The following is a 24,823-nucleotide window of genomic DNA, read 5'->3' as shown; positions in this document are numbered from 1 at the left end:
AGCCAACAAGAGCATGGCCTTCCAGATTGGAACGGGCAACGCCGCCACCGACACGCTGACCGTGAACCTGACCGATGACGCCACCGGCGCCGGCAACGATTTGACCACCATCCTGACCAACGGTGCGGCTTCCATTCAAGCCAACCTGGGCGGTGTGGACACTGTGGCCAACGCCACCACCGCGATCACTCAGCTCGACGCCTCGATTGACGCCATCACCGGCATCCGTGCCGTGGTCGGTGCCGGCCAGAGTCGTCTGGAGCAAGTGGCTGCCTTCGCAGACATCCAGAACACCAACCTGTCCACAGCCCGTGGCCGCATCATGGACGCCGACTTCGCCAAGGAAACTGCTGCGCTCACACGCTCGCAGATCCTCCAGCAGGCCGGCACCGCCATGCTCGCCCAGGCCAACCAACTGCCCAACAACGTGTTGAGCTTGTTGAAGTAAATCCGGTTGACTTAATCCGGAAGTTGCTTTTTAAAAACAACTTTTCGGATTAAGTCACACCTTTTCCAGCACCGATATTTTTTATTTTCTGTACAACAGCACCACATAATCAAGCATTGCATCAACATCAAACAGATTTTCGCCAAAAACGTCGATTTATCCCTGGGCTGAAGCTAAAGAAACGGGGGAAAGGTGCCGTTAATTGAGTCATGGCTAACCACTCATCCCTCGTAGACTCCTGAGGTGGCGAACATGAACATTTCCAATTTCAATGATTTGGCGACAGCGCTTCCGCGTACACCGGAGACTGTCAAGGCCAACAACGATCCACCCGCGATCCAGAAATCCATCATGGGGGATGCCGCCGTACTGACACCCGGCGAAGTGGTGGAAATTGTTCAAAAAGCCAATGCGGCACTGCAGAGCAACCAGTCCAATCTGAAGTTCATGGTGGATCCCGACAGTGGCCAGCAAATTGTGCAAGTGGTGGACAAGGAAACCGAGGAAGTGCTGCGGCAAATCCCCTCGGTGGAAATGTTGAAAATCGCCAAGGCGATTGAAAAAATGCAGGGTGTGTTGATGTCGACTCAGGCATGACCCCCGAGAACAGGAGTTGAGCAATGGCAGCGATTTCATCGGCAGGCGTTGGGTCTGGTTTGGACATTGAAGGCATCATCAGCCAACTGATGGCGGCTGAGCGAAAACCGCTGGCCACCATCAGCGACCAGAAAACCCAGATCAACACCAAGATTTCGATTTACGGCATCATCAAAAATTCGTTTGCAGATTTGCAAACGGCCGCCCAAAAGCTCACAAGCCTTGGCACGCTGAACCCGATGAAAGCAACCTCTGCGTCGGACACCATCGTGGGTGCCACGGCCAGCTCGACCGCCACCAAAGGCACGTACAACATCGAAGTCAGCCAGCTGGCCAAAGCGCAAAGCGTGGCAGCACCCTCTGTAGCCACCGCCGACACCGTGGTGGGCACTGGCTCGTTGACGCTCACACTGGGCAATTACAATTCGGGTACCAACACCTTTACCGCCAATGCTGCGAAAACACCTGTGACCATCAACATTGGAGCGGGCCAGCAAACCCTGAGCGGGATCAAACAGGCCATCAACGATGCGAATGCCGGGGTGACTGCCTCCATCATCAACGACGGCACAGGCTCCCGACTGGTGCTAACCAGTGCAGACACCGGTGCAGACCTGGGTTTCAAACTGGATGTGTCCGATGCTGATGGCAACAACACCGACACCACTGGCCTGTCGCAAATTGCATTCGACCCCACCGCCGTGGCGGGCGCTGGTAAAAACGCCTCCACGCTGCAACTGGCCCAGAATGCCAATTTCACTATCAATGGCTTGGCAGTGACCAAGTCCAGCAACAACGTGACTGATGCCATTGACGGCGTGACGCTGAACCTGAAAGCTGTCACCACCAGCCCCGTGGCTGTGACTGTGGGACTGGACGACACGTCCCTGAAAAGCACGCTGGATGGCTTCGTTGCGGCTTACAACAAAATTCGCGGCAACCTGAAAGACCAGCAACAGAAAGACGCCACACTGTCGAAAGAGACCACACCCTCATCGCTGGAACGCGGTTTGCGAAATATTTTGCGCGACACGGTGAGTGCCTATGGCCTGTCGTTGAGTGACGTGGGCTTGAGTTTTGACAACACGGGTGTGCTGTCGCTCAACAAAACCAAGTTGGACACTGCCATGGCCAACGACCCCGCCGTGCTTCAAAAACTGTTCTCCAACACCGGTGTGACCACTGACGCACGCGTGAAATACATGGGGGGTACGTCCAAAACCCTGGAAGGCACCTATGCCGTGAACATCACCACCGCGGGCGGCGGCGGCACCAACATCGCCGGCACGATTGGCGGTGTGGCTGGAACGGGCGTGGACACCATCCTCACGGCGGCAACAGGTACCAATGCGGAAGGCTTGCAATTGTCCGTTACAGCAGGAACATCCGGTGCACTGGGCACCATCACCTACAGCAAAGGGTTGGCCAGCCGCCTGAACGACTGGATTGACAGTCTGAATGCCGAAGGTGGTGCACTGGTGTCCAGAACAGATGGTTTGAATGCCCAGGTTAAACGCCTGGACAAACAGACTGCTGACCTGAACACACGGTTGGACATGGTGGAGAAGCGCTATCGCGCCCAGTTCAGTGCACTGGACACCATGCTTTCAAGCATGCAGCGGACCAGTTCGTACTTGTCGCAACAACTGGCCGCGCTGTCGAAGTAAAAAGCGCTGAACAGTGGTGGAAAACCCCTGTTTTTAAGGGCTTGAAACAGCGGATGGATCGGTACCATGTGTAATAGACAAACAACCGGGTGATTGTTCCCATGATGTACGGCGCAAAAGCTTATGCACAGGTCGGTCTGGAGACGGGCATCAACAGTGCCTCTCCCCATGGCTTGATTGTGATGCTTTACGATGGCGCAATCGAAGCCATCCGGAAGGCGCGCATTTATCTCGAGATGAACGATGTCGAGATGAAAGTGAAGTCCATCGACAAAGCCCTGCGCATTGTCAAGGACGGCCTGACTGCCTCTTTGAACGTGGAAGCGGGCGGTCCACTGGGCGAACAACTCCTGGCTCTCTACGATTACATTGGCAAAGAACTGGTTCTGGCCAATGTGCAAAACAACCCCGAACGACTCGACACCTGCATCAACCTGCTCGATGATTTGCGCAGTGCATGGCTTGAGATCGGGTCCACAGCAACCCTCGAAAAATAATCAAATACAAGGACTGGACGACCATGATGCTGAACAAGGAACACAACGCTGCTGTCATGCGGCTGTATGCGGCCATTGCCAACCAAAGCCAGGCCATGTTGAACGCGGCCAAAGAAGGTGATTGGGATGGGCTGTGCGCAGCGGAAGAGCATTGCTCGCGTTTGATCCATGAGTTGCAAACCATCAAGGAAATCAAAGCCGTTGAACTCGACGACCGTGAGCGCACCGAGCACATTGGTTACTTGAAAAAAATCCTCGCAGACGATGCAGCCATTCGCAACATCACCGAACCTCGTTTGCGTCAACTCGAGGAGTTTCTCCGCGCGGCCAGCAATAGCCAACGCCTGAGCAACTCCTACGGGTCCAACTAAAGCCCGATAGGCCGGGAGGCTGCGTCTCATGTCATTGACACCGCTACGCAGCCAGACTCCGGCCACACTCAACTCTGTACTTCAGGCGAACCCGGGCGACCGGGTCAGCGCCGACAAAGGCGAAGTCGCCCCGATTGTGGCGGTGCTGTCTCGCCAGCTTCCCCTGCCCCGGGCGCAGCAACTCGCTGGCCAAACAGCCCTGGTCCGCGTGTTAAAGGGCGGGCCTGGCAATCAGGCCGAGCTGGAATTCGAAGGTCAGAACCTGTCTGTCAAACTACCACCGGGTCGGCAATTGACCGCGGGTGAATTGGTGACAGTGGCCTTTGCACTGAATGACAAGCTGGAGGGCCTGGGTGCAAACCCCACAGGCAGCCGCAAAGTTCAGGATGTTCGCAACACTGCGGCACCACTCATCACGACCGGCGACAACGCCGACGAGGAAGGCCAGAAGTCGTCCAGCTTTGTGGACCGCCTGTCGGGCGGCGCCCGGTTGATTGGTTTGCTGGAACGGTTGGGACAAAACCAGCCAACCACCGTCTCGACCCAAGTGATGAAAAGCCTGGAACAACTCAGCACCCAATTGCAGGGTCGTGCCGAGGCGGCCGCGGCGCAAGCGGGCCCAACAACAACCGATCCAACATTGCTGACCAGCAAAGACAACTCAAAACCACCACAGTCTTTGTTGAACACAGCAACAGGGGCAAACACGCCACAACACCTTCAAAAAACCGATGCAAGCAAGCTTCACCTGAATTCTGGGTTGACGCATGCGTTGGCCCAACAAGTCAGCGAAGCTGTGGAAAACAGCGGCTTGTTTTATGAAAGCCACTTGCAACAATGGGTCATGGGCCAGCGCACGGTGGACCAATTGGCACAAGAGCCACAAGCCCGTTTTGGCGCCGAGCAAATCATTGGCGACAAAGGCCTGAACCCGGCATCTGTGGAGCAATCGGCGCGCATGGTGAATGCGCAGTTGGCCACACTCGACCATGCCCGCATTGTGCTGAATCTGCAGGGCTTGCTCGGTCAAAACCTACAAGTTGAAATTGAACAGGACCAACACCAGCCTGAAGACCCCAAGGACGATGAGTCGGCCGGTGTACGCCCCTGGGTTGCCAGACTCAAGCTGGACATGGCACATTTGGGTGTGCTGCATGTTCGGGTGCGTATGGTAGGTTCTCAATGTGACGTCACGATTGAAGGATCGTCCGCCAGCAAGCAGGCCATGGACCCCTACTGGGGTGAATTCCAGCAAGCCATGCAACAACAAGGGTTGCGGTTGAACCATGGTCAATTTGTTGTGGAGCAAAGCCATGGGGACTAAAGACACACTGACGGCACAGCAGGCTGTTGCACTGGCCTACCTGGAAAACTCGGGGGCACCCAAGGTGGTGGCCAAGGGCAAAGGGTTGATTGCAGAGCACATTATTCAAAAAGCCAAAGAGTCGGGCGTGTTTGTTCATGAAAGCCGCGAGCTGGTCTCCTTGCTCATGAACATTGACCTGGACCAACAAATTCCCCCAGGCCTGTACCAAGCAATCGCCGAATTGCTGGCCTGGGTTTATCAAGTCGAACAACGTGAACAGAGGGTTTCATGAGTCATTCCATCTCCATTCAGCCTGAATTCGATCCAGATTTGCTCAAAGAATTCACACTGGCTTCCGAGCCCATGGTCCGAAAGCTACTGAGCACCATGCTGGACGATGAGCACGAATTGTATGTGTTCCTCAAAGGCAGCGGCGTTCAGTTTGTCACCGAAATACTCCACCTGGACTGGAACCGTGGCGTGCTGTGGTTGGGTACACCCTATGACAAACAATTGGCACAAGGGTGTGATGCACAGTGCGAATTCACCATCGTGAGTTTTCCCGACGGCGTGAAAGTACAATTCAGCGGAATCGGCATGGTGGCCGACTCCTTTGAAGGTGCGGACGCATTGCGGATTGCCATGCCCACAACCTTGGTGCGACTACAGCGCCGCAATTATTTCCGGGTGGTGGCCGACACGGAACTGAATCGCCAGGTTCGACTGACCGTACCTGGCCTGCAAACCCTGCATTGCCTGCTGGACATCAGCTTGGCTGGCGTGGGTTTGTTGGTCAACAAGCAGGCCGACATGGAGTCTGGCCACCTGTTCCGGAATGCCCAACTCACGCTGCCCGATGGTGAAGGCTCCATGTTGGTGAATCTGGAAGTTCGGAACATCAAACCCCAACTGGACGAACCCGACCAGTTGCAACTGGGCTGTGAAATGACGTTGCTGGAGCGAGGCGCCGAGCGCCGCCTGCAACGCTTTTTGTTGGCCACAGAACGACGACAGCGCTCAGCCCAGCATGTTTAACCCCTAGCGACGGCGGGAACCCCCGCCGAGCATGGACCCCAAGATACCGCGCACAATTTCCCGGCCCACTTGTGATCCAATGGCCCGGGCCGCGCTTTTGGCCATGCTTTCCGCCACGCTTTGCCGTTGACGGCCACCGCTTCCCGCTGTTTTACCGAACAACAAATCGCCCAAGCCACCAAAACTGCCACTGCCATCTCCGCCCGTGCTAGTGGTCTGGGGTGTATTGACGGGCACAGGCTCATTGGGTGAGCCTGCCTTACTGGCAGCGCGGTCCCGCAGAAGCTCAAAGGCAGACTCACGGTCAACTGCCTGCTCGTACACGCCCGCAACAATCGATTGCTCCATCAACACTTTGCACTGCTCGGCCGTGGCCGGACCAAACTGGCTGGCCGGTGGGTAAATCCACGCCCGATTCGTCGGGCTGGGAGTGCCCTTTGCATCCAGAAACGACACCAGGGCCTCGCCCACCCCCAGCTCGGTGATGGCACTCTCAATGTTCAAGCCCGCGTTGGGCCGCATGGTCTCTGCAGCCACCTTCACCGCTTTTTGATCGCGGGGTGTAAACGCCCGCAAGGCATGCTGAACCCGGTTGCCCAACTGGCCCAACACCGTCTCAGGCACGTCCAGCGGGTTTTGGGTCACAAAGTACACACCCACACCTTTGGAGCGGATCAGGCGAACCACTTGCTCCACTTTCTCAATCAGGGGTTTGGGTGCATCGTTGAACAACAGGTGCGCTTCGTCGAAGAAAAACACCATCTTGGGTTTGTCCACATCGCCCACCTCGGGCAAGTTCTCAAACAACTCTGACAACAACCACAACAGGAAAGTGCCATACAGCTTGGGCGCATTCATGAGCTGGTTGGCCGCCAAAATATTGATCACCCCCCTGCCCTGGCCATCGGTTTGCATCATGTCGGCAATGTTCAACATCGGCTCACCAAAAAACTGGTCTGCCCCTTGGCTTTCCAGGCTCAGCAAACCGCGCTGAATGGCACCAATCGACGCGGCGGAAATATTGCCGTACTGGGTGGTGAAGTCTTTCGCGTTGTCACCCACAAATTGCAGCATGGCGCGCAGGTCTTTCAGGTCCAGCAGGGCCAGACCGTTGTCGTCGGCAATCTTGAACACCAGGTTCAACACACCTTCCTGCGTGTCGTTCAAGTTGAGCAAACGGCCCAGCAACAAGGGCCCCAAGTCGCTCACCGTCGCGCGCACCGGGTGCCCCTGTTTGCCCAACACATCCCACAGGGTGACGGGAAACCCAGCAAACTCGGGCACAGGGATGCCATTGGCACTCAAACGGTCCAGCAGTTTGGGGGACGATTTGCCCGGTTGAGACAGGCCTGTGAGGTCACCTTTCACATCGGCCATGAACACCGGCACACCAATGCGGGAAAACGCTTCCGACATCACCTGCAGCGTCACGGTTTTGCCCGTGCCAGTGGCGCCGGTGATCAAGCCGTGGCGGTTGGCCAGTGCCGGCAGCAGGCAAAGCTCAGCGGAGGTTGATTTTGCAACGGGAAGAGGGGAAATCATGGACGGTGGCTCCAGTCGTTGAATGCACAGCACAGTGAAAGCATGTCAACGATTGTGCCACAGCCCGGGAATACACGGCCGGGGCTGTGATTTACACCGGCATGTTCATGATGTCGTTGTAGGCTTGAACGATTTTGTTGCGGGCCTGGACCACACCCGTGAATTGCAGGGATGCCGTGTTCATGGCGATCACCGTTTCTTCAATGCTCACGCTGGGGTCATCCATTTGCAGGCGCTTGCTCAAGTCATTGGACTTGTCAGCGGCCGAACTGGCGCTTTCCAAGGCTTTGGAAATGGCATCGGCAAAGCTGCCCGCCTCCACGCCCTGTGGCTTGCTGGCCTTGTTGGCTTGCGTTGCACCTTTAACAGCTTCGGTCACTGCATTGCTCAACACACCGCTGAGCGCACCAGTGAGGGGGCCTCCCAGGGCGCCAATTTTTTCAATCATGACCATCTCCTTCTACACGAGCCTTATTTGTAACCGCAAGGGCTGGCAAGCCTTGCGGGAAACAGAGGTGAAAAAGCCCCCTATTTGATGTTTATTTATTGTGTCGTGCCCTCAAGTTTCCGAAATGGGTGCCGTTAAGGCCGCTTTTTGTCAGATGGCCCACCAAGCCGTCTGGGCACAATGGCTGTCATAGAACAACACCCTCGACCGCTTGCAGGACACCATGGCAGAGACACTGAACAGCCCAGAAGTGATTGGCACCGCCCCAACGGGCAACAACCCAATCGCCAATTTCCAGGCCCGTTTTGCGCAACTTCCCCAGAAAAACCGCATCGCCATCCTGGCCGGTGTGCCACTGCTGGTTGCGTTGTTGGTGTCGCTCCTGATGTGGGCCAACCAAACCAGCTACAAGGTGTTGTTCAGCGGTTTGAATGACCAAGACGGCGGTGCCATCACCGAGGCGCTGAGCCAACTCAAGGTGCCCTATCAATTCAATTCCAGTGGCACCGCCATTCTGGTGCCAGCCGACAAGGTGTACGACACCCGCCTGGCCCTGGCCAGCAAAGGCCTGCCCAAAGGCACCGTGAGCGGTTTTGAAGCCATGGACAACCAAAAGCTGGGCATTACGCAGTTTCAGGAACAGGTGAATTACCAACGCGCGCTGGAAGGCGAACTGGCCCGCTCCATCCAATCCATTTCAGCGGTTGAAAACGCCCGGGTTCACCTGGCCATTCCAAAACCGTCTATTTTCATTCGCGAAAAGCAAAGCCCCAGCGCATCCATCGTGTTGACCCTGTATGGCGGCCGCACCCTGTCTGAATCGCAGATCAGCGGCATTGTGCACCTGGTGTCATCCAGCCTGCCCAACATGAGCCCCAAAGATGTCAGCATTGTGGACCAGACAGGCCGCCTGCTGACCGAAAACGACCAGAGCAGCACCACAGGCCTGAACCCCCACCAATTGGCTTACCAAAACCTGGTGGAATCGAACCTGACCAGCCGCATCATCAATATCCTGACGCCCGTGTTTGGCGCCAACAATGTGCGCGCCACCGTCACGGCCGACATGGACTTTTCTACCCAGGAACGCACAGACGAAATTTACAAACCCAACAACGACCCCACACAGGCCACCATCCGCAGCCAGCAGTTGAGCGAATCCAAGGATGGCTCTGCGGCCAATCCGTCGGGCGTGCCAGGCACATTGTCCAACCAGCCGCCCACACCGGCCACGTCGCAAATTGGTCAAAACCCGCAACAAGGCCTGCCCAACCAGGGCAATGCAGGCAACAACGCCAACAGCGCACAAAATGCCAGCAGCCGGAAAGACTCCACCATCAATTACGAAGTGGACAAGTCGGTGCAGTACAAAAAAGAACAAGTGGGCAAGATTGACCGCCTGTCCGCCGCTGTGGTGGTGAACTACAAAACCGTGACCGACAAAAAAGGTGAAGCGCGCGACGTACCCCTCACCCCCGAGGAAGTCGCTCAAATCAACACCCTGGTGAAACAGGCCATCGGCTTTGACGAAAAGCGCGGCGATGCCGTGAATGTGGTCAACCAGGCCTTCACCAAAGAAACGGTTGAAACCACACCGCTGTGGGCGCAACCCGACACCATGGACCTGGCCAAGTCGCTGGGCCTGCCAATCGGCGTGGCCTTGGTGGCCGCCATCCTGGTGTTTGGCCTGTTCCGCCCCATGATGAAGCCGCCGGTGTTGGAACCCTACACCGAAGGCCCCGAACTGTTACCGGGACAAAACACGGCACTGACCGTCGGCGACAGTGGCAGCGACATGGAATTGCTGGAGCAATTGCAGCGTGAAGGTGCCCTGCCCAACAACGGCATGAGTCGCCAGGAAAAGCTTGAAAAACTCCGCAGTCTGGCCAAAGAACATCCCCAGATCGTGGCCAACATTGTGAAGAACTGGGTCAACGGCGAAGCACAAAACGCCTAACCCACCAACGAGGACAAGTACCATGGCAGACAGCGAACTGGGCATTCAGAAAGGCGCCATCCTCATGTTGAGTTTGGGCGAGGAAGAAGCCGCTGAAGTATTCAAATACCTGGGCCCCAAAGAGGTTCAAAAACTGGGTCAACAAATGTCCAAAACCAAGGACGTGCCCAAAGAACGCATTGAAGAAATTGCGGGTGAAGTGGTCGAGCTGGCACAAAGCCAAAGCGCATTGGGCCTGGACTCGGACAATTACATTCGCAGTGTTTTAACCCGGGCACTGGGTGAAGACAAAGCTGGCTTTCTGCTCGATCGCATTTTGCAGGGCAGCGACACCTCGGGCATTGAAGGCTTGAAGTGGATGGACCCCGCCACGGTGGCTGAACTGATTAAAAACGAGCATCCGCAAATCATTGCCACCATTTTGGTTCACCTGGAGCGCGACTTTGCAGCAGCCATTCTGAACCTGTTTGTGGAGCGCCTGCGCAGCGACGTGATTTTGCGCATCTCCACCCTGGAAGGCATTCAACCCAATGCCCTGCTGGAGCTGAACGACGTGTTGTCCAAGGTGCTGGCCGGTGGCGACAAGATCAAGAAAACCACGCTGGGTGGTATTCGTGCAGCGGCCGAAATCCTCAACTTTGTGGGCACCACCTCCGAGAAAGCCGTGCTGGACACCATTCGCGAATACGACAGCGAACTGTCTCAACGCATTCAGGACGAAATGTTCACCTTCGACAACCTGCTCGATGTGGATGATCGCGGTGTACAGACCATCCTGCGTGATGTTCAAAGCGATGTCTTGGTGATCGCCCTGAAAGGTGCAGACGACTCCATTCGCGACAAAATTTTCAAGAACATGTCGTCGCGCGCGGCCGAAGCGCTCAAAGACGACCTCGAATCCCGCGGTCCGGTTCGGTTGTCCGAAGTGGAAGCCGCACAGAAAGACATCCTCAAGGTAGCCCGCAAGCTCGCCGACGAAGGCCAGCTGGTGCTGGGTGGCGGAGGTGAAGATGCCTTCGTCTAACCGCATCATTCGGGGGGCCGAAGCGTCCACCTTCACCGGCTGGAATATTGACCTGCTGGGCAACCACTATGACGGCCCGGTAGACCGCCTGCTGACCGAAATCAGCCAGGACCGCCCCACCCCCGACCTCTTCCCCAAGCGACGCGAATTGAGCGAGGACGAAATCCGGCTGCAAAACTGGGAAATGATGCTGCGCGAACGCGAAGCCCAATTGGTCGCGCTGGAAGAAGAAGCCCAGCAACGTGGTTACAAGCATGGCCAGCAACAGGGGTATGAACAAGGCTTTCAGCAAGCCGAGGAAGAACGCCAAACCCTGGCGGCCGTCGCCGAACAAATCGATCAGCAGTTTGAGCAATACAAAGCGCAGTTGGCCGACAAGCTATTGGCACTGGCCGTTTGCGTCAGCAAAAAAGTGCTGGCCGACAGTTTGCAAGCCCACCCTGAACAGGCCGGCCTGTTGCTGAACCAGGTGCTGGATGGCCTGCAACTGGATGGCAAAGCCATGACCGTGCGTGCGCACCCCTCTACGGTGCAGCAGTTGAAACAACAATTGGGCGAAGACCACACACTGGGCAGCATTCGTTGGGTGGAAGACCCACAACAATTGCCGGGCGGACTGGTGCTGCAGCATGCCGAAGGCGAGGTGGACGCAACCATTCAGACCCGCTGGATGAAAGCCATTGAAGCCCTGGGGCTTGACACCCCATTGACGCCCACCGATCTCGATTAATACCACACACACTGAGCACCTCCACATGGCAGACCTTCTGGAATGGCTGGACGAATGCAAGCACCTCGTGAACCACACCCAGGTTCAAACCAACACCGGCAAACTGACCCGCGTGGCAGGCCTTGTGATGGAAGCAGTGGGGCTCAAACTGCCCGTGGGCAGCGTCTGCACCGTGGTACAAAAGGGCACGCCCAGCCTGGAAGCCGAAGTGGTCGGCTTCAATGGTGATCGCCTGTTCCTCATGCCCTCCACCGATGTGCATGGCATGACACCCGGCGCGAAAGTCATTCCGGTTGAACCCCCACCCATGGTGCCCAAGCTGGGCACCCATGCACACCCATGGCGTCGTCCGGAAGACAAAACAAAACACCTGCCCGTGGGCGACAGCCTGCTGGGCCGTGTGGTGGACAGCAATGGCCGCCCGTTGGACAACTTGGGCGAACTCCAATTTGAAAAGCGCTGCCCCTTGGCAGCCCGCCCCATCAACCCCCTGGAACGCGAGCCCATCCATGAACACCTGGATGTGGGCGTGCGCGCCATCAATGCATTGCTGACGGTGGGCCGAGGCCAGCGAATTGGCTTGATGGCGGGTTCCGGTGTGGGCAAATCCGTGTTGCTGGGCATGATGGCCCGCTACACCAAAGCCGACCGTGTGGTGGTGGGCCTGATCGGCGAACGTGGCCGGGAAGTGAAAGAATTCATCGAACAAATTCTGGGTGAAGAAGGCTTGAAGCGCAGTGTGGTCATTGCCGCCCCGGCGGATGTGAGCCCATTGCTGCGCATGCAAGGCGCAGCCTACACCCAGGTGGTGGCTGAGCATTTTCGGGATCAGGGTCACAACGTCCTCATGATCATGGACTCGCTGACCCGCTACGCCATGGCCCAGCGTGAAATTGCCCTGGCCATTGGCGAACCGCCTGCCACCAAAGGTTATCCACCCAGCGTATTTGCAAAACTGCCCGCCTTGGTGGAGCGCGCTGGCAATGGTCGCCCGGGTGGCGGATCCATCACCGCGTTTTACACCGTGCTGACCGAAGGCGATGACCAACAAGACCCCATTGCCGATGCAGCGCGGGCCATTCTGGACGGCCACATTGTGTTGAACCGCCAACTGGCCGAACAAGGCCATTATCCGGCGATCGACATTGAACAGTCCATTTCGCGGGCCATGCACAACATCGTCCCACCGCAACACCTGAATGCAGCCCGACAACTGAAAGCGGCCTTTTCTCGGGTGCAACGCAACCGAGACCTCATCACCGTGGGTGCTTACGCGCCGGGTGCTGACCCACAATTGGACCAGTCTTTGGCCCTTTATCCACAGATTGAAAAGCTGCTCCAGCAGTCAATGTTAGAGAGTGCGAGTTTTGAAGAGGCCTTGGGTGGCCTGCAAGCTCTGTTTCCCAATGAATTCAACCAGACCAGCGCATGAGCAACGTTCTGCACATCCTGATTGACCAAGCCAAAGAGAAGGCCGATGCCTGCATCAAGGCCATGGCCAAAACCCAGCAGCTGATCGCCCAGGGCGAGCAAAAGCTGGCCATGCTGACCCAATACGAAACCGACTGCCACACAGGACTTCACAGCCGCGCCACACAGGGTGGCATCACTGGCTTGCACCTGCGCAATCAAAATGCCTTTGTGGGCAAAATCAGCCAGGCGATTGAACAACAGCGCCAAGAGCTTGAGTTTTTGGCCACCACCCTGACCCACCAAAAGCAGCAATACCAAATCGCCTTGCAGGAGCAGCGCAAATACGAAGCCTTGGTGGAGCGTGAAAAGCGCCGCGAAGCCCACAAAGAAGCCAAGCGAGATCAAAAAATGAACGACGAATATGCCGCACGCATTGCCCGGGTGCACGCTGCAGGAGAATTCTCATGACCACCGGTACATCCAGTGTGAATACCACCATGAAAGTGCAAAACACCGCTGCAAAAACCACGGCCAAGACTGCTGTTGATGCATCGTCCGTGGACTTCAGCAGCTTGTTTTCATCGGCCAGGCTCAACAGCTTTGAAAGCCAGATGCGCGATGCCTTGGGCAAAGACACCGTGGGCAAAGAGCCCTCCCCCAACAAAAAGGAAGCACGGGACAAGGCACCCACCATGCCCGATCCGCAGGCCATGGTGTGGGCTCAACACAGCTGGATGGCCGAGCAACAGCAACGTCCAGCCATCGCGGCCGTCACACCAAAAACAGACAACACCGCTGGCCAAGCACAGCCCATTGACAGCAGCAACAAAACCGCTGCCGACACCAGCCCAGCCCAGTCGCCAACTACCCAAGCTGCCGACAATGGCCAGAAAGCCGACAACAACAGCACCGCAACAGCGCAAACCAGCAAAACTGCGGACACACAACAGGCCAGCCCTGCAGTGCCCACTCAACAAGAAAGCTCAGCCGCCACCATGCAGACCAGGGCAGGCTTGGACAACGGTGACAGCATTCCGCAAACGACGGTCAATGTTGACACCCGCACGGAATCCACTGGAAAATCACCCACCACTGCCGAGAGCGCACCGCAACTGGCCAGCGACGTTTCCAGCTCAACCCATTTGATGCAAGGCTCGTCGCATGAGCCTGGTACCCGCAAGGCATCGTCCGGTGATGACAACCAACAGTCGTTGAAACTGCGTGCAACAGTGTCGGCTGAAGTCCAACAAACCGGTCAAACGGCGGATGCTCGCAGCACTGCAACGGCCATCGACCCCGCTGCCCTGTCCCGGCTACCCATTCAAGCTGCACTGGCCGCTCAAACCCAGGCCGCCAACAGGCCTGGGCAGGAACTGCCATTGGACGAGTTGTCCATCAAGGCAGGTGACAACAAGTTGACCACCGCCAACCTGAACCCCGCACTGGGCAATCTACCCGGACAATCCGCTGTGGCCCGGGGCACTGCACCTGCTGTGGGCATTCGTACCCCCGTCAACCAGCCGGGTTTTGCCAAAGAATTGGGGCAAACCGTGAACTGGGCACTGGGCAAACAACTGTCCACCGTCGAACTGCGTGTCAATCCCGAATCATTTGGCCCCATGAACCTGAAAATCGTCCAGAAAGGCCAGGAACTGCACATCACCATTCGAACCCAAGACGAAAGCAGCGCCAACCTCATGGCCCAGGCTGTCAGCGGCCTGAAGGAAACCATGGCCCAAAACGGCGTGCAAGTGAACCAGGTGACGGTGCAACACAGCCAGGGATTCAACCACGGTCAATCCGCGGGCGACTCCGCTTCTGCACAAACCGCTCATCAGGGCCAACAAGGTCAACAATCGTCTGGACGTCGATCCGGCAGCCAGGCGGACGGCGAAGCAATGCCCAGCGATACCCAGCAAACCAGTGCATCACGCAGCAATGCCGCCCCCGGCGGGCTCGACCTCTTCGCGTGACACACGAATAGGACACAAACTGCACGGTTATTCGCCCAATTGACTGGCCGGTCTTCTTGCCACAATCAATACAGTCAATAACCGTTCAGTTTGAACCACGGAGTCAACATGGCGAAGGTCGCAGCAGTTCCTGCCAAAGCTGGCGCTGAAGAAGCCCAGGCACCCGCAGCGGGATCCAAGAAAAAGCTCATCATCATCGTGGCCGTGGCCCTCATTGTGCTCATCGCAGGTGGTGCTGGCGCATTCTTCATGTTGAAAGGCGGCGAACACAAAGGCGAAGAAGCTGCCAAAGAAGAAAAGCCACACACCCCACCAGCCTTCGTGGTCATGGACCCGTTTGTGGTCAACCTGGCGGCACCGGACAGCACCCGTTACCTGCAAATCGGCATCACCTACGAGACCTCGGGTCCGTTGATCGCCGAAGAAATCAAAACCTACACACCCGTGATTCGCAGTCGAATCCTGATGGTGCTGTCGAGTAAAAACGTCAGTCAACTGACCACCATTGAAGGCAAGCAAGCCCTCATGGATGAGCTGGTTGACCTGGCCCGCGTCACCATCAAGGGCGACGTGAAGGACCCCACACACGGCATTCGTGATGTGCATTTCTCATCGTTTGTGATTCAGTAAACGGAAACGCCACCATGCCCGGAGAATTTCTTTCACAAGACGAAGTTGATGCCCTGCTGAGGGGTGTCAATGGCGAAGAAGAAGCCAAAGAGTCGGCGGAGGCAGCAGGCGGTGTACGCCCCTATAACCTCGCCACACAAGAGCGCATTGTGCGGGGCCGCATGCCCACGCTGGAAATCATCAACGAGCGCTTTGCCCGTTTGGTGCGCATCGGCTTGTTCAACTTCATGCGCCGCAGCCCCGAAATTTCGGTCGGCCCGGTGAAGGTGTTGAAGTACAACGAATTCATCCGCAACCTGGTGGTGCCCACCAACCTGAACATCATGGCCATGAAGCCGCTGCGCGGCAATGCCCTGTTCATTTTCGATCCCAGCCTGGTGTTTGCTGTCATCGACAACCTGTTTGGTGGCGATGGGCGCTTTCACACCCGTGTGGAGGGGCGCGACTTCACCCAGACCGAGCAGCGCATCATCGCCCGCATGCTGGAAGTGATCCGCGAGGAATACATCAAGGCTTGGGCACCCGTATTTCCCATGAAGCCTGAGTACCTGCGCTCGGAAATGCACACCCAATTTGCCAACATCGCCACACCCTCGGAAATTGTGGTCACCTCGTCCTTCTCGATCGAGCTGGGTGCAGGCGGCGGCGCACTGCACATTTGCGTGCCCTACGCCACCATGGAACCCATTCGTGACCTGCTGTACTCCAGCATGCAGGGTGACCAGGCCGAACCCGACAAACGCTGGGTCAGCATGTTGAAAAAACAGGTTCAAATGGCCGAAGTCGACCTGATTGCAACCCTGGCAGAAACCCAACTCACTGTGGGCGACATCATGGAACTGCGAGTGGGCGATGTGATCCCCATCGACATTGGTAAAAACATTGAAGCGAAGGTGGACAACGTGCCCATCTTCAACTGCACTTACGGCACCAGCGGCGGGCAATATGCCCTCAAGGTCAACGAAGTGCTGGCCATGCCTCAGGAAGGCGTGGGCGACAACCTGAATTTGCAAGAAATACTGAACCGAGAACAGAAACAAGCCGAACAGGCTGTTTCTGGCACTTAAAGCACACACAACGGCAAAAGGAAACACACCATGGCGCAACAACACGACGAAGTGGTCACCGACCCCGCAGACGACTGGGCTGCAGCCCTGGCCGAACAGGCCAAGTCCAGCGGCACGGCGCAAAGCGACGGTGGCGCAGACGAATTGTTTGCACAAGCCAGCGCTGCCAAACCAGCCACCGGGCTTTTCCAGCCCTTTGGTGGCAATGTGGCGTCTGGCACTCAGAATGACATCGACATGATTCTGGACATCCCGGTTCAGTTGACTGTTGAGCTGGGTCGGACGAAGATACCGATTAAGCACATCCTCCAACTGGCCCAAGGCTCGGTGGTTGAGCTCGACGGCCTGGCCGGTGAGCCCATGGATGTGCTGGTCAACGGCTATCTGATCGCGCAGGGCGAAGTGGTGGTGGTGAATGACAAATTTGGTATTCGCCTCACCGACATCATCACCCCCTCTGAGCGACTGAGAAAGCTGAATCGATGAATGCTTCAACCGATTTGCCGGAATGTCTCAACACAACAAGAAACTGAACACGCAGAGGGAATACCCAGTCAAAACCTGGGCGAAGCGCGCGCGCCACACGGCCGCGCGTTTTTTCATGGCCGGTTGCCTGTTGGCCGGACTGGCCGTTACCAACCTGGCCATGGCTCAATCGGCAGCCCAATCTGCACCTCAACCGACCAACACCTCCCCCCCAACCACAACCAGCGCCGCAGCCGACAGCCTCAGCAGCGGTCACTTGCTGCAAACCACACTGGGTTTGCTTTTTGTGCTGGGCTTGCTGCTGGCATTGGCCTGGGTACTTAAACGGGCCGGTTTTACCGCAGCCCAAAAGCGTGGTGGCTTTTACAAAGTGCTCGCCACCTCCAGCCTGGGCCCCCGGGAAAAAATTGCGCTGATTGAAGTTGGCGACACCTGGCTGGTGGTGGGCATCACAGCCCACAGCATCAACACCTTGCACAGCCTGCCAGCCGGCGGACTGGACATTGGTGAGGCTGTCAGCCCGGCAGTCACCTTTGCGAAGTTGCTGGAGCGCGTCAAAACCGGCAAGGTGGGCTCATGATTCGGTCATTGCAGTTCCATCGGCGTCCAGCATTTGCGCTGGCCTTTGCTGCACTGGGGCTTGCTGCCATGGTGCTGTGGGCCAGCAGTGCACAAGCCCAGCAAATTCTGCCCGGCGTGACCGCAGCGCCCGGCCCTGGCGGCACCACCAATTACAGCGTGCCCATTCAAACCCTGCTGTTTTTCACATTCCTGGGGTTTCTGCCCGCCATCCTGCTGATGATGACCGGCTTTACCCGCATCGTGATTGTGCTGTCGCTGTTGCGCATGGCCATGGGTACCCAAAACTCGCCGCCCAACCAGGTCATTGTGGGCCTGAGCATGTTCCTCACGTTTTTTGTGATGTCACCCGTGTTCGACAAAATTTACAACGAGGCCTACATCCCGTTTTCGAAGAACGAAATCCAGTTTCAGGAACTGGCCGACCGTGCCTCAGCACCCATGAAAGAGTTCATGCTCAAGCAAACCCGTGAGCCCGATCTGGCCCTGTTCATGCGCTTGGGCAAAGTCGAAAACCTGGAGCAGCCCAGCCAGGTACCACTGAAAGTGCTCATTCCAGCCTTCGTGACCAGCGAACTCAAAACAGCCTTCCAGATCGGCTTCATGATTTTTTTGCCCTTCCTCATCATCGACCTGATCGTTTCCAGCGTCTTGATGTCCATGGGCATGATGATGCTGTCGCCCATGCTGATTTCGCTGCCATTCAAAATCATGCTCTTTGTGTTGGTCGACGGCTGGACACTCCTGATTGGCTCGCTCGTGGCCAGCTTCACCGTGTAATGGAGGGCGACCGGTCATGAACAGTCAAACCGTACTCAACCTGGGGCAAGATGCGCTTCAGGTCATGCTGATGGTCTCGGGCCCTTTGCTCATCGTGGCGCTCATTTTGGGTTTGCTCATCAGCATTTTGCAGGCGGCCACCCAAATCAATGAAATGACCCTCTCATTCATTCCAAAGATTTTGGGCATTTTTGCCACCATGATGCTCTTGGGCCCCTGGATGCTGGCCACATTGGTGGACTACACCCAGCGCCTCATCAGCAGCATTCCCAACGTCATCGGCTAAGTGGGCACACGGCCAGCATGATTCCACTGAGCAGCGCACAAATCGAGTTGTGGGTCGCGGCCTTTATCTGGCCGTTCATTCGCATTCTGGCCATGCTGTCGACTGCACCTGTGTTTGACAATCGAAGCATCAACCGCCGCCTGCGTGTTGGCCTGGCGGCCCTCATTGCCATCCTGATGATGCCACTGCTGCCTGCGCCCCCCACACTCACCCAGGCGCAAGCGCTGCCGGTGTTGCTGCAGCAAATCCTGATTGGTGTGTCCATGGGCTTTTCGATGCGGCTGGTGTTTGCGGCCTTTGAAATGGCTGGCGACTTGCTGGGTCTGTCCATGGGCTTGGCATTTTCCCAATTCATCGACCCGGTTCGCGGTGGGCAAAGCCCCCTGCTGGGCAGCTTCCTGGGCGTGTTGGCATCCTTGGTGTTTTTGGCCATGGATGGGCACTTGCTCATCATTGCCGCCGCGGTTCAAAGTTTTCAGCTCATTCCTGTATCGGGCAATCTGTCGGTCATCAACCCGCAAAACATTGCAAGCGCCGGCAGCATCATGTTCATGCTGTCACTGCAGATTGCATTGCCGGTACTCACCGCCATTTTGATTTGCAACATCGTGCTGGGCATTCTGGCGCGCGCTGCGCCCCAGCTCAACATCATGTCGATTGGCTTTTCCATCACCATCACTGTGGGCTTGTGGGTGTTGTGGGTGAGTTTGCCTTACTTCATTTCGGGCATTGACGGCGCGATTGGTCGACTACTGAGCATTTCGGTGTTGAACACACCCAACTGACCATCACTCCAGCTGAAAATCCGAATCAGTGAACAACACGTCAGACAGTCGTTCTGAGCTGAAGGGCTGATCTCCACTCAACTGGTTTTTAACCATCACCAACAGTTCTTCAATCTCAAACGGTTTAATGAGGTAGTCGCTGGCACCCAGTGCCAGCGCTTTGCGCAGATCACTGGCATCGCTGCGCGCAGTCAGCAGTACAAACGGCAACTTCTCGTACACGGCATCGCCACGAACCAGACTCAGCAATTCGAATCCGTCCATCAATGGCATCATCAAATCGCTGATGATCAACCGCGGCTGCTCAGCGGGGTTGTCACGCACCTCAGTCAACTGCTTAAATGCAGCAAGGCCGTTGTTGGCTTGCATCACATCCAGACCGGCCATTTCCAGAATTTGAGCCAAATTCGCCAGGATCACCTCCTGATCCTCAACAACCATCACGCGGGGCATGTCTCCTCCTTCAACGATGGCAAGTCGACACAAAGCGCCAACTCCTCACCTTCCAGAACCATCATAATCCGCCCGCCAATAAATCGTATCACCCGCTTGGTGAGCAAGAGGCAAAACGGCAGGTGCTCATCCTTGAACGGAATGACGGTGCTGTCGCCATTGGCGTCTACACCGTGACAAGGAATGGCCCACTCTGGCCATTGCCGCAAGTTCAATCGAAGTCGAAGCCCTCCTGATTCGGTACAGTCTACAAAAACCTCCGTCGAGTGCATGTCTTTGTCCTGAATACACACCATCAACTGCCTCACCACTTGCGTTAAAGCATATTCGTCGGTGTAAAACTCCCGGGCTTTCATCGCCGGAGAAAACTTCAAGGCATCCTGAATGGCAGAGCCCCGCAAGCGACCGTGTGCGGTGACAAAATCGGTCAACACCTTTTGAACTGGCACCGCCTGAATGCACAAGTTTTTGTGTGAAAACCCGCTGCCCATGAACATCAGGGTCTCATCCACCAACGCGCGCAGGGATTTCAATGCCCAACCAATTTGATCCACATAATTCAAAATCAGATTTGAATCGGGTTCAGGACGATTCATGCAGTTTTCAATCAGCGCTTTGGCAGATCCAATCACCGTCATCGGCGTTCGAATTTCATGGGCCAGGTAATCCACAAACTGCGATTTGCGGCTGGACAACAAATGTTCCTCGTTCAATTCCTCACGAATCGACAACTCCAGATCCATCTCTCCCGTGCGGTCGTGCATAACGCCCACCAAACGGCTGGGCAAACCATAGGCATTCCGAACGGCCACAATTCTAATCTCGATTTTCAGCAAAGCACCATAGGCAGTCCGGTAGCGGATTTGCGTCACATTGCTGGCGTTGAGGTCGGTCAAACACTCCTGCATGGCCTTGTTCAATTGAATTTGGTCTTCAGCCAAAATACCGCTGCGCCACGTGCCAGCGGGTACCAAATGCCCCACGGGTGTGTCCAAACCGAACAGTCGCCGCCACTGCGGACTGAAATCCAGCAACTCTTGCTCAAGGTCCCATTCAAACATACCGTCTTCCAGGGAAAACAAAGCCGCCACCAAACCTTCAATCGACACCTGATGATCTTTCTGAACTGATTCAATCGAATGCTCAAGCTGTTTGCGCCGGTGTTGCTCTGATGCCAGTTCGGCTGATGCCTGGCGGACTTGATCAAACGCTGTTTGGGTCAACACCGACAGCTTCTGATTGTCGAATTTCAACAAACCCACCACCCGTTGCTGAATGGTGTACACGTACACCAGCAAGGAGAGAATCATCAACAGGGCCAGTACCCCCATCAATGACTCGAATGCCGACGCGCTAATCCAAAACTGCTGCCACTGAATCGAACCCGCTGTGACCGTTACCTCTGCAACACTGAACACCGACAGAGCCACCCACTGATTCACCGCCGTAATGCCCAGGATGTAAAAGACCCTGTCACGGGTTTGTCGATGGCTGCGTGTAAACGCGGTCTGAGACAACACCCCCAAGGCATACATCACCGTGCAACCGAACACCACACTGGGAATGACGACCACCCAACGTACACGTACGACATCCGCATTGCTGATGCCATACACAAAGAGGGAGTGAATAAAAAACTGAACCAGCGTGCCCACCAATGCATAGGCTTTGGTGAAATGGAACTGACGGATCAAGGCCATCCGAACGACGTAATCTGCCACCATCATCAGGCCAAGCGCAATCCAAAAACACAATACGGTTCGGGTGATGGAGTAGGAAATCCAGGTAGAAGTCTGCAACGTCATGCCGACGAAGCCGGATGAGAACATCATTGACAACACATACAGACTACAGATGGCTGCTTGCCGGTTGATGCCAGACTGAAAACGAATGTGTTGGGTGGTCCGCAAACGCATCTCGACGCCAACGGCCATGGTGAGGAGTGAGGCAAAAAATCCCAACACCAGTGCTGACACATGCGTTTGAGTCAATATGCTCAAATACGCCAACCAATCTTGGTTTATACCGCCCATTTCACCCTGCTCGCATGGTGCTGGCCCGAAGGGTGGCGCCAGCGATGTATAAATTCTTATAAATATTACAGTCTGTTATAACCCAGAATGACTGGGATTATCTCACCCGTTTGGGTTGTTCAAACGGGAAAGACAACCTCCAACTCTGGGTCTGCTGTTGTACCGACACGACAATGCAAGCACAATTGTCAGACAATGTTTCATTTTTATCTTGAACGAATTTCACGGAGTACAAGCCGTCAATTTGTCTACCCCAGATGGGTGAAATTGGTGGACTCACTCTAACGCAAGCATATTTGTACGCAAAGTGTCCACAAGTTTATAAAATGCGGTTCTTGTTGATTTGTAAATGGTTTCTGGAATGTCCACTGCCCTCGAAGACAGTCTGATTGCGCTGCGCCGCATCATCCGTGCCACGGAGTCCAGCGCGCGCGCATTGGCCAAACGGGCAGAAATGGCCACCTCGGAACTTCACACATTGCAGGTGGTTGAGGACAATCCGGGCATATCACCCGGCGAACTGGCCAAAGCACTGGGCCTGTCTCCCGTGACGTCCACAGTCATCCTACAAAAGCTGGAGGCTCGTAATTTGGTTTGTAAAGTGCGCAGCCTGCAAGACAAACGGCGCCTGGAAGTTCAGTTGACCCCGCAAGGTCGCCAGGAGCTGGTTCAGGCTCCATCCAGCCTCCAGGGCCGGTTCAGCTCTGAATTTTCGACCCTGCCAGCCTGGGAACAACATCAAATTGCCGCCGTGTTGGGGCGGGTCATCGGCTTGTTGGGCGCCGACAATCTGGACGCTTAAAGGCCACCGAAGGGACACCCGACGCCATGCAATTTCATGCCATTCTCAAAGCCAGCCAACCCGTGTTTTGGTTGATGTGCGGCATTTGTTTGGTGACCCTCATCCTGACACAGGTCGGCAAAGCCTTCGACAATCTTCAATCCACGGAAGACATTCACTGCATCTCCCCGGGACGCCCGGCGATGGACAAGCACTGTCAGGATCAACGGGAAAGTTGACCCCAGGGGCTCAGTGCTCAGCGACCACCACCTGGTTTTTTCCGTTGCGCTTGGCCTGGTACATCAATTCGTCTGCTGCACGCAACACATCACCGGCGGTTAAACCCTGGTGACGGGTTTGTACCAGCACCCCAACACTGGCTGACACCGGCAAATTGGGGGCCACCTGGTCAACCACCTCAGCCACCGCATTGCGAATGCGCTGCCCCAGGCAGGCGGCGGTGTCGGGCCGGGTCACTGCCTGGCTTAACACCACAAACTCATCGCCTGACAGGCGAAACACCTGGTCCTCGGTGCGCAATTTCAACTGAAGCCTCACGCAGACACGCCGCAACAGCTTGTCACCCCAATGGTGCCCCATCGAGTCGTTGACCTGCTTGAAATTGTCCAGATCAATGAAACTGACAATAAACGTTTTTTGCTCGGCCAGTGCAGTCCACAAAGCCTGCTCCAGCGCTTTGCGGTTATACGCCCGGGTGAGCGGGTCCATCAGGTTTTCTTCAGACAGATTGCGTGAATTCTCGTGGATTTTCCGGCTCATTCGATAAAAGTGAAATGGCAATATGCACAACAAGAATAGGTTGCTGATGAGCAGTGTGGCATTGTCGTGCCAATACGGGTGCAGCATCCAGAGGGCAACAAACAAGGCACCGCCCATGAGGCAATGCAGCCCCAAGGCCTGGGGGCCATAACGCATACCGCGGATGAGCGCCAACACTGACACCAGGGGTGCAGAAAATGCAAGCGGAACAGGCACCAACCAGAGACCGAGGCCAATGGCGGGAACATCGGCCAGGTAAAGCCCCCGCTCCAACCAGTGCCGGCGGTGATGCTTCCGCAGACGCGACCACTGAAACAAGGACAACGGCAGATATACCGTCATGAAGCCGAGGTAAAGACCGGCTTGGCTTGAGGAGCCAAACAGACTAACTGGCGGAGTTAACAACACCAACAGCAATGCCAGGGCAGCAAAAGCCACCCGCTGCCGACACCGAACCAACATGTCGTGCAACTCAAAGGGCGAATGGGAAACTGGCGGGTTTTGCGGGGCTGACATGCCAGACAGAGGTCAAGGTACAACCTCGACACTCTACGGCATTGGAATAAAAAACACCCGGTATGGGGATTACCAGGTGATATACCTTTGCATCAATTTGACTTTTACAACTTACGCCGCGACAGAGGCTTCCAACTCGGCTGGAATTTCGAAATCCAGCAGACGCTCCACATTCAGCACCAGCACAAATTCCTCATCCACCTTGCCAATGCCCCGCAAGAAGTCGGTGCGGACGCCGGAACCAAACTGGGGAGGAGGTGCAATCGACTCGCCCGAAATATCGACCACAGCATTGACCGCGTCCACCATGAAACCAACCACCTGGGTTTCATCGCCCATCTGGCTTTCCAGAATCACGATGCAGGTGCGACGGTTGACCGCGGTTTGGCCTTGACCGAACCGGGCGCTCAAGTCCACCACAGGCACCACCGAACCGCGCAGGTTGATCACACCGCTGATGCACTGCTGCATCATGGGCACCACTGTGATCCGACCATATTCAATGATTTCCTTGATGCGCAAAATTTCCACAGCCAAACGCTGGTTGCGCACCTGGAAGGTGAGGTACTGGTGGCTGGCGCTGTCGGCCTCTTGAGCAGTGGCAATCTGATGGTTGATGTCGTTCATGTGAATTCGTCC

Annotated in this window: 29 protein-coding genes; 23 read left to right on the top strand and 6 right to left on the bottom strand. The window is 56.1% G+C overall.

Annotation, left to right across the window (positions count from 1 at the left end):
- The 8 genes from VGE55_RS06405 to VGE55_RS06370 all read left to right on the top strand — a co-directional run.
- The coding region (locus tag VGE55_RS06405; RefSeq protein WP_331130862.1) for a flagellin at positions 1 to 448 on the top strand (448 nt) is incomplete at its 5' end.
- 252 nt (positions 449 to 700) lie between these two features.
- Positions 701 to 1,045, top strand: coding sequence for a flagellar protein FlaG (locus tag VGE55_RS06400; RefSeq protein WP_331130861.1), 345 nt, complete (start codon positions 701 to 703; stop codon positions 1,043 to 1,045).
- Between the two features lie 23 nt (positions 1,046 to 1,068).
- Entirely contained in the window at positions 1,069 to 2,712 is a 1,644-nt protein-coding gene (gene fliD / locus VGE55_RS06395) for a flagellar filament capping protein FliD (protein ID WP_331130860.1), read from the top strand.
- A 101-nt stretch (positions 2,713 to 2,813) separates the two neighbouring features.
- On the top strand, positions 2,814 to 3,209 hold the full coding sequence (fliS, locus tag VGE55_RS06390) for a flagellar export chaperone FliS (RefSeq protein ID WP_331130859.1): 396 nt from the start codon (positions 2,814 to 2,816) through the stop codon (positions 3,207 to 3,209).
- A gap of 23 nt (positions 3,210 to 3,232) precedes the next feature.
- A complete protein-coding gene (locus tag VGE55_RS06385) occupies positions 3,233 to 3,580 on the top strand; it encodes a flagellar protein FliT (protein ID WP_331130858.1) in 348 nt (115 codons plus the stop codon).
- 28 nt (positions 3,581 to 3,608) lie between these two features.
- Positions 3,609 to 4,904, top strand: a complete 1,296-nt coding sequence (locus VGE55_RS06380) for a flagellar hook-length control protein FliK (RefSeq protein WP_331130857.1) — start codon at positions 3,609 to 3,611, stop codon at positions 4,902 to 4,904.
- Positions 4,894 to 5,178, top strand: coding sequence for an EscU/YscU/HrcU family type III secretion system export apparatus switch protein (locus VGE55_RS06375; RefSeq protein WP_331130856.1), 285 nt, complete (start codon positions 4,894 to 4,896; stop codon positions 5,176 to 5,178). Before VGE55_RS06380 ends, VGE55_RS06375 begins: the two co-directional genes overlap by 11 nt.
- Positions 5,175 to 5,921 carry a flagellar brake protein gene (locus tag VGE55_RS06370; protein ID WP_331130855.1) on the top strand — a complete coding sequence of 249 codons (747 nt, stop codon included), beginning with the start codon at positions 5,175 to 5,177 and terminating at the stop codon, positions 5,919 to 5,921. The genes VGE55_RS06375 and VGE55_RS06370 overlap by 4 nt, the downstream gene beginning before the upstream one ends.
- 3 nt (positions 5,922 to 5,924) lie before the next feature.
- On the opposite strand, the gene VGE55_RS06365 is transcribed toward VGE55_RS06370, so the two are convergent.
- Both VGE55_RS06365 and VGE55_RS06360 read right to left on the bottom strand, forming a co-directional pair.
- Positions 5,925 to 7,463, bottom strand: coding sequence for a helicase HerA-like domain-containing protein (locus VGE55_RS06365; protein ID WP_331130854.1), 1,539 nt, complete (start codon positions 7,461 to 7,463; stop codon positions 5,925 to 5,927).
- A gap of 91 nt (positions 7,464 to 7,554) precedes the next feature.
- Positions 7,555 to 7,911, bottom strand: a complete 357-nt coding sequence (locus VGE55_RS06360) for a flagellar hook-basal body complex protein FliE (RefSeq protein ID WP_331130853.1) — start codon at positions 7,909 to 7,911, stop codon at positions 7,555 to 7,557.
- 223 nt (positions 7,912 to 8,134) lie between these two features.
- On the opposite strand from VGE55_RS06360, the gene fliF reads away from it, so the two are divergent.
- The 13 genes from fliF (at position 8,135) to fliR (ending at position 19,621) form a co-directional block, all read left to right on the top strand.
- Complete coding sequence (gene fliF, locus VGE55_RS06355; RefSeq protein WP_331130852.1) at positions 8,135 to 9,868, top strand: flagellar basal-body MS-ring/collar protein FliF; 1,734 nt, start codon at positions 8,135 to 8,137, stop codon at positions 9,866 to 9,868.
- A gap of 22 nt (positions 9,869 to 9,890) precedes the next feature.
- Positions 9,891 to 10,892 (top strand): flagellar motor switch protein FliG, encoded by a 1,002-nt coding sequence (gene fliG, locus VGE55_RS06350; protein WP_331130851.1) that lies wholly within the window; start codon positions 9,891 to 9,893, stop codon positions 10,890 to 10,892.
- Positions 10,879 to 11,622, top strand: a complete 744-nt coding sequence (locus VGE55_RS06345; protein ID WP_331130850.1) for a FliH/SctL family protein — start codon at positions 10,879 to 10,881, stop codon at positions 11,620 to 11,622. The genes fliG and VGE55_RS06345 overlap by 14 nt, the downstream gene beginning before the upstream one ends.
- 25 nt (positions 11,623 to 11,647) lie before the next feature.
- Positions 11,648 to 13,054 carry a flagellar protein export ATPase FliI gene (fliI, locus tag VGE55_RS06340; protein WP_331130849.1) on the top strand — a complete coding sequence of 469 codons (1,407 nt, stop codon included), beginning with the start codon at positions 11,648 to 11,650 and terminating at the stop codon, positions 13,052 to 13,054.
- On the top strand, positions 13,051 to 13,503 hold the full coding sequence (fliJ, locus tag VGE55_RS06335; RefSeq protein ID WP_331130848.1) for a flagellar export protein FliJ: 453 nt from the start codon (positions 13,051 to 13,053) through the stop codon (positions 13,501 to 13,503). The genes fliI and fliJ overlap by 4 nt, the downstream gene beginning before the upstream one ends.
- Positions 13,500 to 15,008 carry a flagellar hook-length control protein FliK gene (locus VGE55_RS06330; RefSeq protein WP_331130847.1) on the top strand — a complete coding sequence of 503 codons (1,509 nt, stop codon included), beginning with the start codon at positions 13,500 to 13,502 and terminating at the stop codon, positions 15,006 to 15,008. The genes fliJ and VGE55_RS06330 overlap by 4 nt, the downstream gene beginning before the upstream one ends.
- A 108-nt stretch (positions 15,009 to 15,116) precedes the next feature.
- Complete coding sequence (locus tag VGE55_RS06325) at positions 15,117 to 15,638, top strand: flagellar basal body-associated protein FliL (RefSeq protein WP_331130846.1); 522 nt, start codon at positions 15,117 to 15,119, stop codon at positions 15,636 to 15,638.
- A 14-nt stretch (positions 15,639 to 15,652) separates the two neighbouring features.
- Positions 15,653 to 16,705 carry a flagellar motor switch protein FliM gene (gene fliM / locus VGE55_RS06320; protein WP_331130845.1) on the top strand — a complete coding sequence of 351 codons (1,053 nt, stop codon included), beginning with the start codon at positions 15,653 to 15,655 and terminating at the stop codon, positions 16,703 to 16,705.
- Positions 16,706 to 16,735: 30 nt separating this feature from the next.
- Positions 16,736 to 17,191 (top strand): flagellar motor switch protein FliN, encoded by a 456-nt coding sequence (gene fliN, locus VGE55_RS06315; protein ID WP_331130844.1) that lies wholly within the window; start codon positions 16,736 to 16,738, stop codon positions 17,189 to 17,191.
- 22 nt (positions 17,192 to 17,213) lie between these two features.
- The gene (gene fliO / locus VGE55_RS06310; protein ID WP_331130843.1) at positions 17,214 to 17,771 is read left to right on the top strand and encodes a flagellar biosynthetic protein FliO; all 558 of its coding nucleotides are present in this window, start codon (positions 17,214 to 17,216) and stop codon (positions 17,769 to 17,771) included.
- Complete coding sequence (gene fliP / locus VGE55_RS06305; protein ID WP_414674967.1) at positions 17,768 to 18,550, top strand: flagellar type III secretion system pore protein FliP; 783 nt, start codon at positions 17,768 to 17,770, stop codon at positions 18,548 to 18,550. The genes fliO and fliP overlap by 4 nt, the downstream gene beginning before the upstream one ends.
- 16 nt (positions 18,551 to 18,566) lie before the next feature.
- Complete coding sequence (gene fliQ / locus VGE55_RS06300; protein WP_331130842.1) at positions 18,567 to 18,836, top strand: flagellar biosynthesis protein FliQ; 270 nt, start codon at positions 18,567 to 18,569, stop codon at positions 18,834 to 18,836.
- Between the two features lie 17 nt (positions 18,837 to 18,853).
- Positions 18,854 to 19,621, top strand: coding sequence for a flagellar biosynthetic protein FliR (fliR, locus tag VGE55_RS06295; protein ID WP_331130841.1), 768 nt, complete (start codon positions 18,854 to 18,856; stop codon positions 19,619 to 19,621).
- A 3-nt stretch (positions 19,622 to 19,624) separates the two neighbouring features.
- Here the strand turns inward: fliR and VGE55_RS06290 are convergent, their stop codons facing one another.
- Both VGE55_RS06290 and VGE55_RS06285 read right to left on the bottom strand, forming a co-directional pair.
- On the bottom strand, positions 19,625 to 20,074 hold the full coding sequence (locus VGE55_RS06290; RefSeq protein ID WP_331130840.1) for a response regulator transcription factor: 450 nt from the start codon (positions 20,072 to 20,074) through the stop codon (positions 19,625 to 19,627).
- Positions 20,062 to 22,107, bottom strand: a complete 2,046-nt coding sequence (locus tag VGE55_RS06285) for a sensor histidine kinase (protein ID WP_331130839.1) — start codon at positions 22,105 to 22,107, stop codon at positions 20,062 to 20,064. The genes VGE55_RS06290 and VGE55_RS06285 overlap by 13 nt, the downstream gene beginning before the upstream one ends.
- Positions 22,108 to 22,468: 361 nt before the next feature.
- On the opposite strand from VGE55_RS06285, the gene VGE55_RS06280 reads away from it, so the two are divergent.
- Together VGE55_RS06280 and VGE55_RS06275 are read left to right on the top strand one after the other, a co-directional pair.
- Entirely contained in the window at positions 22,469 to 22,909 is a 441-nt protein-coding gene (locus VGE55_RS06280) for a MarR family winged helix-turn-helix transcriptional regulator (protein ID WP_331130838.1), read from the top strand.
- A gap of 26 nt (positions 22,910 to 22,935) precedes the next feature.
- Positions 22,936 to 23,127 (top strand): hypothetical protein, encoded by a 192-nt coding sequence (locus VGE55_RS06275; protein WP_331130837.1) that lies wholly within the window; start codon positions 22,936 to 22,938, stop codon positions 23,125 to 23,127.
- A gap of 10 nt (positions 23,128 to 23,137) precedes the next feature.
- Here the strand turns inward: VGE55_RS06275 and VGE55_RS06270 are convergent, their stop codons facing one another.
- Together VGE55_RS06270 and VGE55_RS06265 are read right to left on the bottom strand one after the other, a co-directional pair.
- Positions 23,138 to 24,130, bottom strand: coding sequence for a GGDEF domain-containing protein (locus VGE55_RS06270; protein WP_331130836.1), 993 nt, complete (start codon positions 24,128 to 24,130; stop codon positions 23,138 to 23,140).
- Positions 24,131 to 24,295: 165 nt separating this feature from the next.
- Positions 24,296 to 24,811 (bottom strand): chemotaxis protein CheW, encoded by a 516-nt coding sequence (locus tag VGE55_RS06265; RefSeq protein WP_331130835.1) that lies wholly within the window; start codon positions 24,809 to 24,811, stop codon positions 24,296 to 24,298.
- Positions 24,812 to 24,823 lie beyond the last annotated feature (12 nt).

It is taken from the genome of Limnobacter sp., from assembly GCF_036405155.1.
Classification (GTDB): Bacteria; Pseudomonadota; Gammaproteobacteria; order Burkholderiales; family Burkholderiaceae_B; genus Limnobacter.
Note: the sequence above shows the minus strand (reverse complement) of the source record. Positions and strands in the feature narration are given on the sequence as shown.

Excerpts from the sequence above, each read along its gene's own strand:
- VGE55_RS06400 (WP_331130861.1), top strand. The coding sequence starts at position 701 with ATGAACATTTCCAATTTCAATGATTTGGCGACAGCGCTTCCGCGTACA.
- fliD (WP_331130860.1), top strand. The coding sequence starts at position 1,069 with ATGGCAGCGATTTCATCGGCAGGCGTTGGGTCTGGTTTGGACATTGAA.
- fliS (WP_331130859.1), top strand. The coding sequence starts at position 2,814 with ATGATGTACGGCGCAAAAGCTTATGCACAGGTCGGTCTGGAGACGGGC.
- VGE55_RS06385 (WP_331130858.1), top strand. The coding sequence starts at position 3,233 with ATGATGCTGAACAAGGAACACAACGCTGCTGTCATGCGGCTGTATGCG.
- VGE55_RS06380 (WP_331130857.1), top strand. The coding sequence starts at position 3,609 with ATGTCATTGACACCGCTACGCAGCCAGACTCCGGCCACACTCAACTCT.
- VGE55_RS06375 (WP_331130856.1), top strand. The coding sequence starts at position 4,894 with ATGGGGACTAAAGACACACTGACGGCACAGCAGGCTGTTGCACTGGCC.
- VGE55_RS06370 (WP_331130855.1), top strand. The coding sequence starts at position 5,175 with ATGAGTCATTCCATCTCCATTCAGCCTGAATTCGATCCAGATTTGCTC.
- VGE55_RS06365 (WP_331130854.1), bottom strand. The coding sequence starts at position 7,463 with ATGATTTCCCCTCTTCCCGTTGCAAAATCAACCTCCGCTGAGCTTTGC.
- VGE55_RS06360 (WP_331130853.1), bottom strand. The coding sequence starts at position 7,911 with ATGATTGAAAAAATTGGCGCCCTGGGAGGCCCCCTCACTGGTGCGCTC.
- fliF (WP_331130852.1), top strand. The coding sequence starts at position 8,135 with ATGGCAGAGACACTGAACAGCCCAGAAGTGATTGGCACCGCCCCAACG.
- fliG (WP_331130851.1), top strand. The coding sequence starts at position 9,891 with ATGGCAGACAGCGAACTGGGCATTCAGAAAGGCGCCATCCTCATGTTG.
- VGE55_RS06345 (WP_331130850.1), top strand. The coding sequence starts at position 10,879 with ATGCCTTCGTCTAACCGCATCATTCGGGGGGCCGAAGCGTCCACCTTC.
- fliI (WP_331130849.1), top strand. The coding sequence starts at position 11,648 with ATGGCAGACCTTCTGGAATGGCTGGACGAATGCAAGCACCTCGTGAAC.
- fliJ (WP_331130848.1), top strand. The coding sequence starts at position 13,051 with ATGAGCAACGTTCTGCACATCCTGATTGACCAAGCCAAAGAGAAGGCC.
- VGE55_RS06330 (WP_331130847.1), top strand. The coding sequence starts at position 13,500 with ATGACCACCGGTACATCCAGTGTGAATACCACCATGAAAGTGCAAAAC.
- VGE55_RS06325 (WP_331130846.1), top strand. The coding sequence starts at position 15,117 with ATGGCGAAGGTCGCAGCAGTTCCTGCCAAAGCTGGCGCTGAAGAAGCC.
- fliM (WP_331130845.1), top strand. The coding sequence starts at position 15,653 with ATGCCCGGAGAATTTCTTTCACAAGACGAAGTTGATGCCCTGCTGAGG.
- fliN (WP_331130844.1), top strand. The coding sequence starts at position 16,736 with ATGGCGCAACAACACGACGAAGTGGTCACCGACCCCGCAGACGACTGG.
- fliO (WP_331130843.1), top strand. The coding sequence starts at position 17,214 with ATGTCTCAACACAACAAGAAACTGAACACGCAGAGGGAATACCCAGTC.
- fliP (WP_414674967.1), top strand. The coding sequence starts at position 17,768 with ATGATTCGGTCATTGCAGTTCCATCGGCGTCCAGCATTTGCGCTGGCC.
- fliQ (WP_331130842.1), top strand. The coding sequence starts at position 18,567 with ATGAACAGTCAAACCGTACTCAACCTGGGGCAAGATGCGCTTCAGGTC.
- fliR (WP_331130841.1), top strand. The coding sequence starts at position 18,854 with ATGATTCCACTGAGCAGCGCACAAATCGAGTTGTGGGTCGCGGCCTTT.
- VGE55_RS06290 (WP_331130840.1), bottom strand. The coding sequence starts at position 20,074 with ATGCCCCGCGTGATGGTTGTTGAGGATCAGGAGGTGATCCTGGCGAAT.
- VGE55_RS06285 (WP_331130839.1), bottom strand. The coding sequence starts at position 22,107 with ATGGGCGGTATAAACCAAGATTGGTTGGCGTATTTGAGCATATTGACT.
- VGE55_RS06280 (WP_331130838.1), top strand. The coding sequence starts at position 22,469 with ATGTCCACTGCCCTCGAAGACAGTCTGATTGCGCTGCGCCGCATCATC.
- VGE55_RS06275 (WP_331130837.1), top strand. The coding sequence starts at position 22,936 with ATGCAATTTCATGCCATTCTCAAAGCCAGCCAACCCGTGTTTTGGTTG.
- VGE55_RS06270 (WP_331130836.1), bottom strand. The coding sequence starts at position 24,130 with ATGTTGGTTCGGTGTCGGCAGCGGGTGGCTTTTGCTGCCCTGGCATTG.
- VGE55_RS06265 (WP_331130835.1), bottom strand. The coding sequence starts at position 24,811 with ATGAACGACATCAACCATCAGATTGCCACTGCTCAAGAGGCCGACAGC.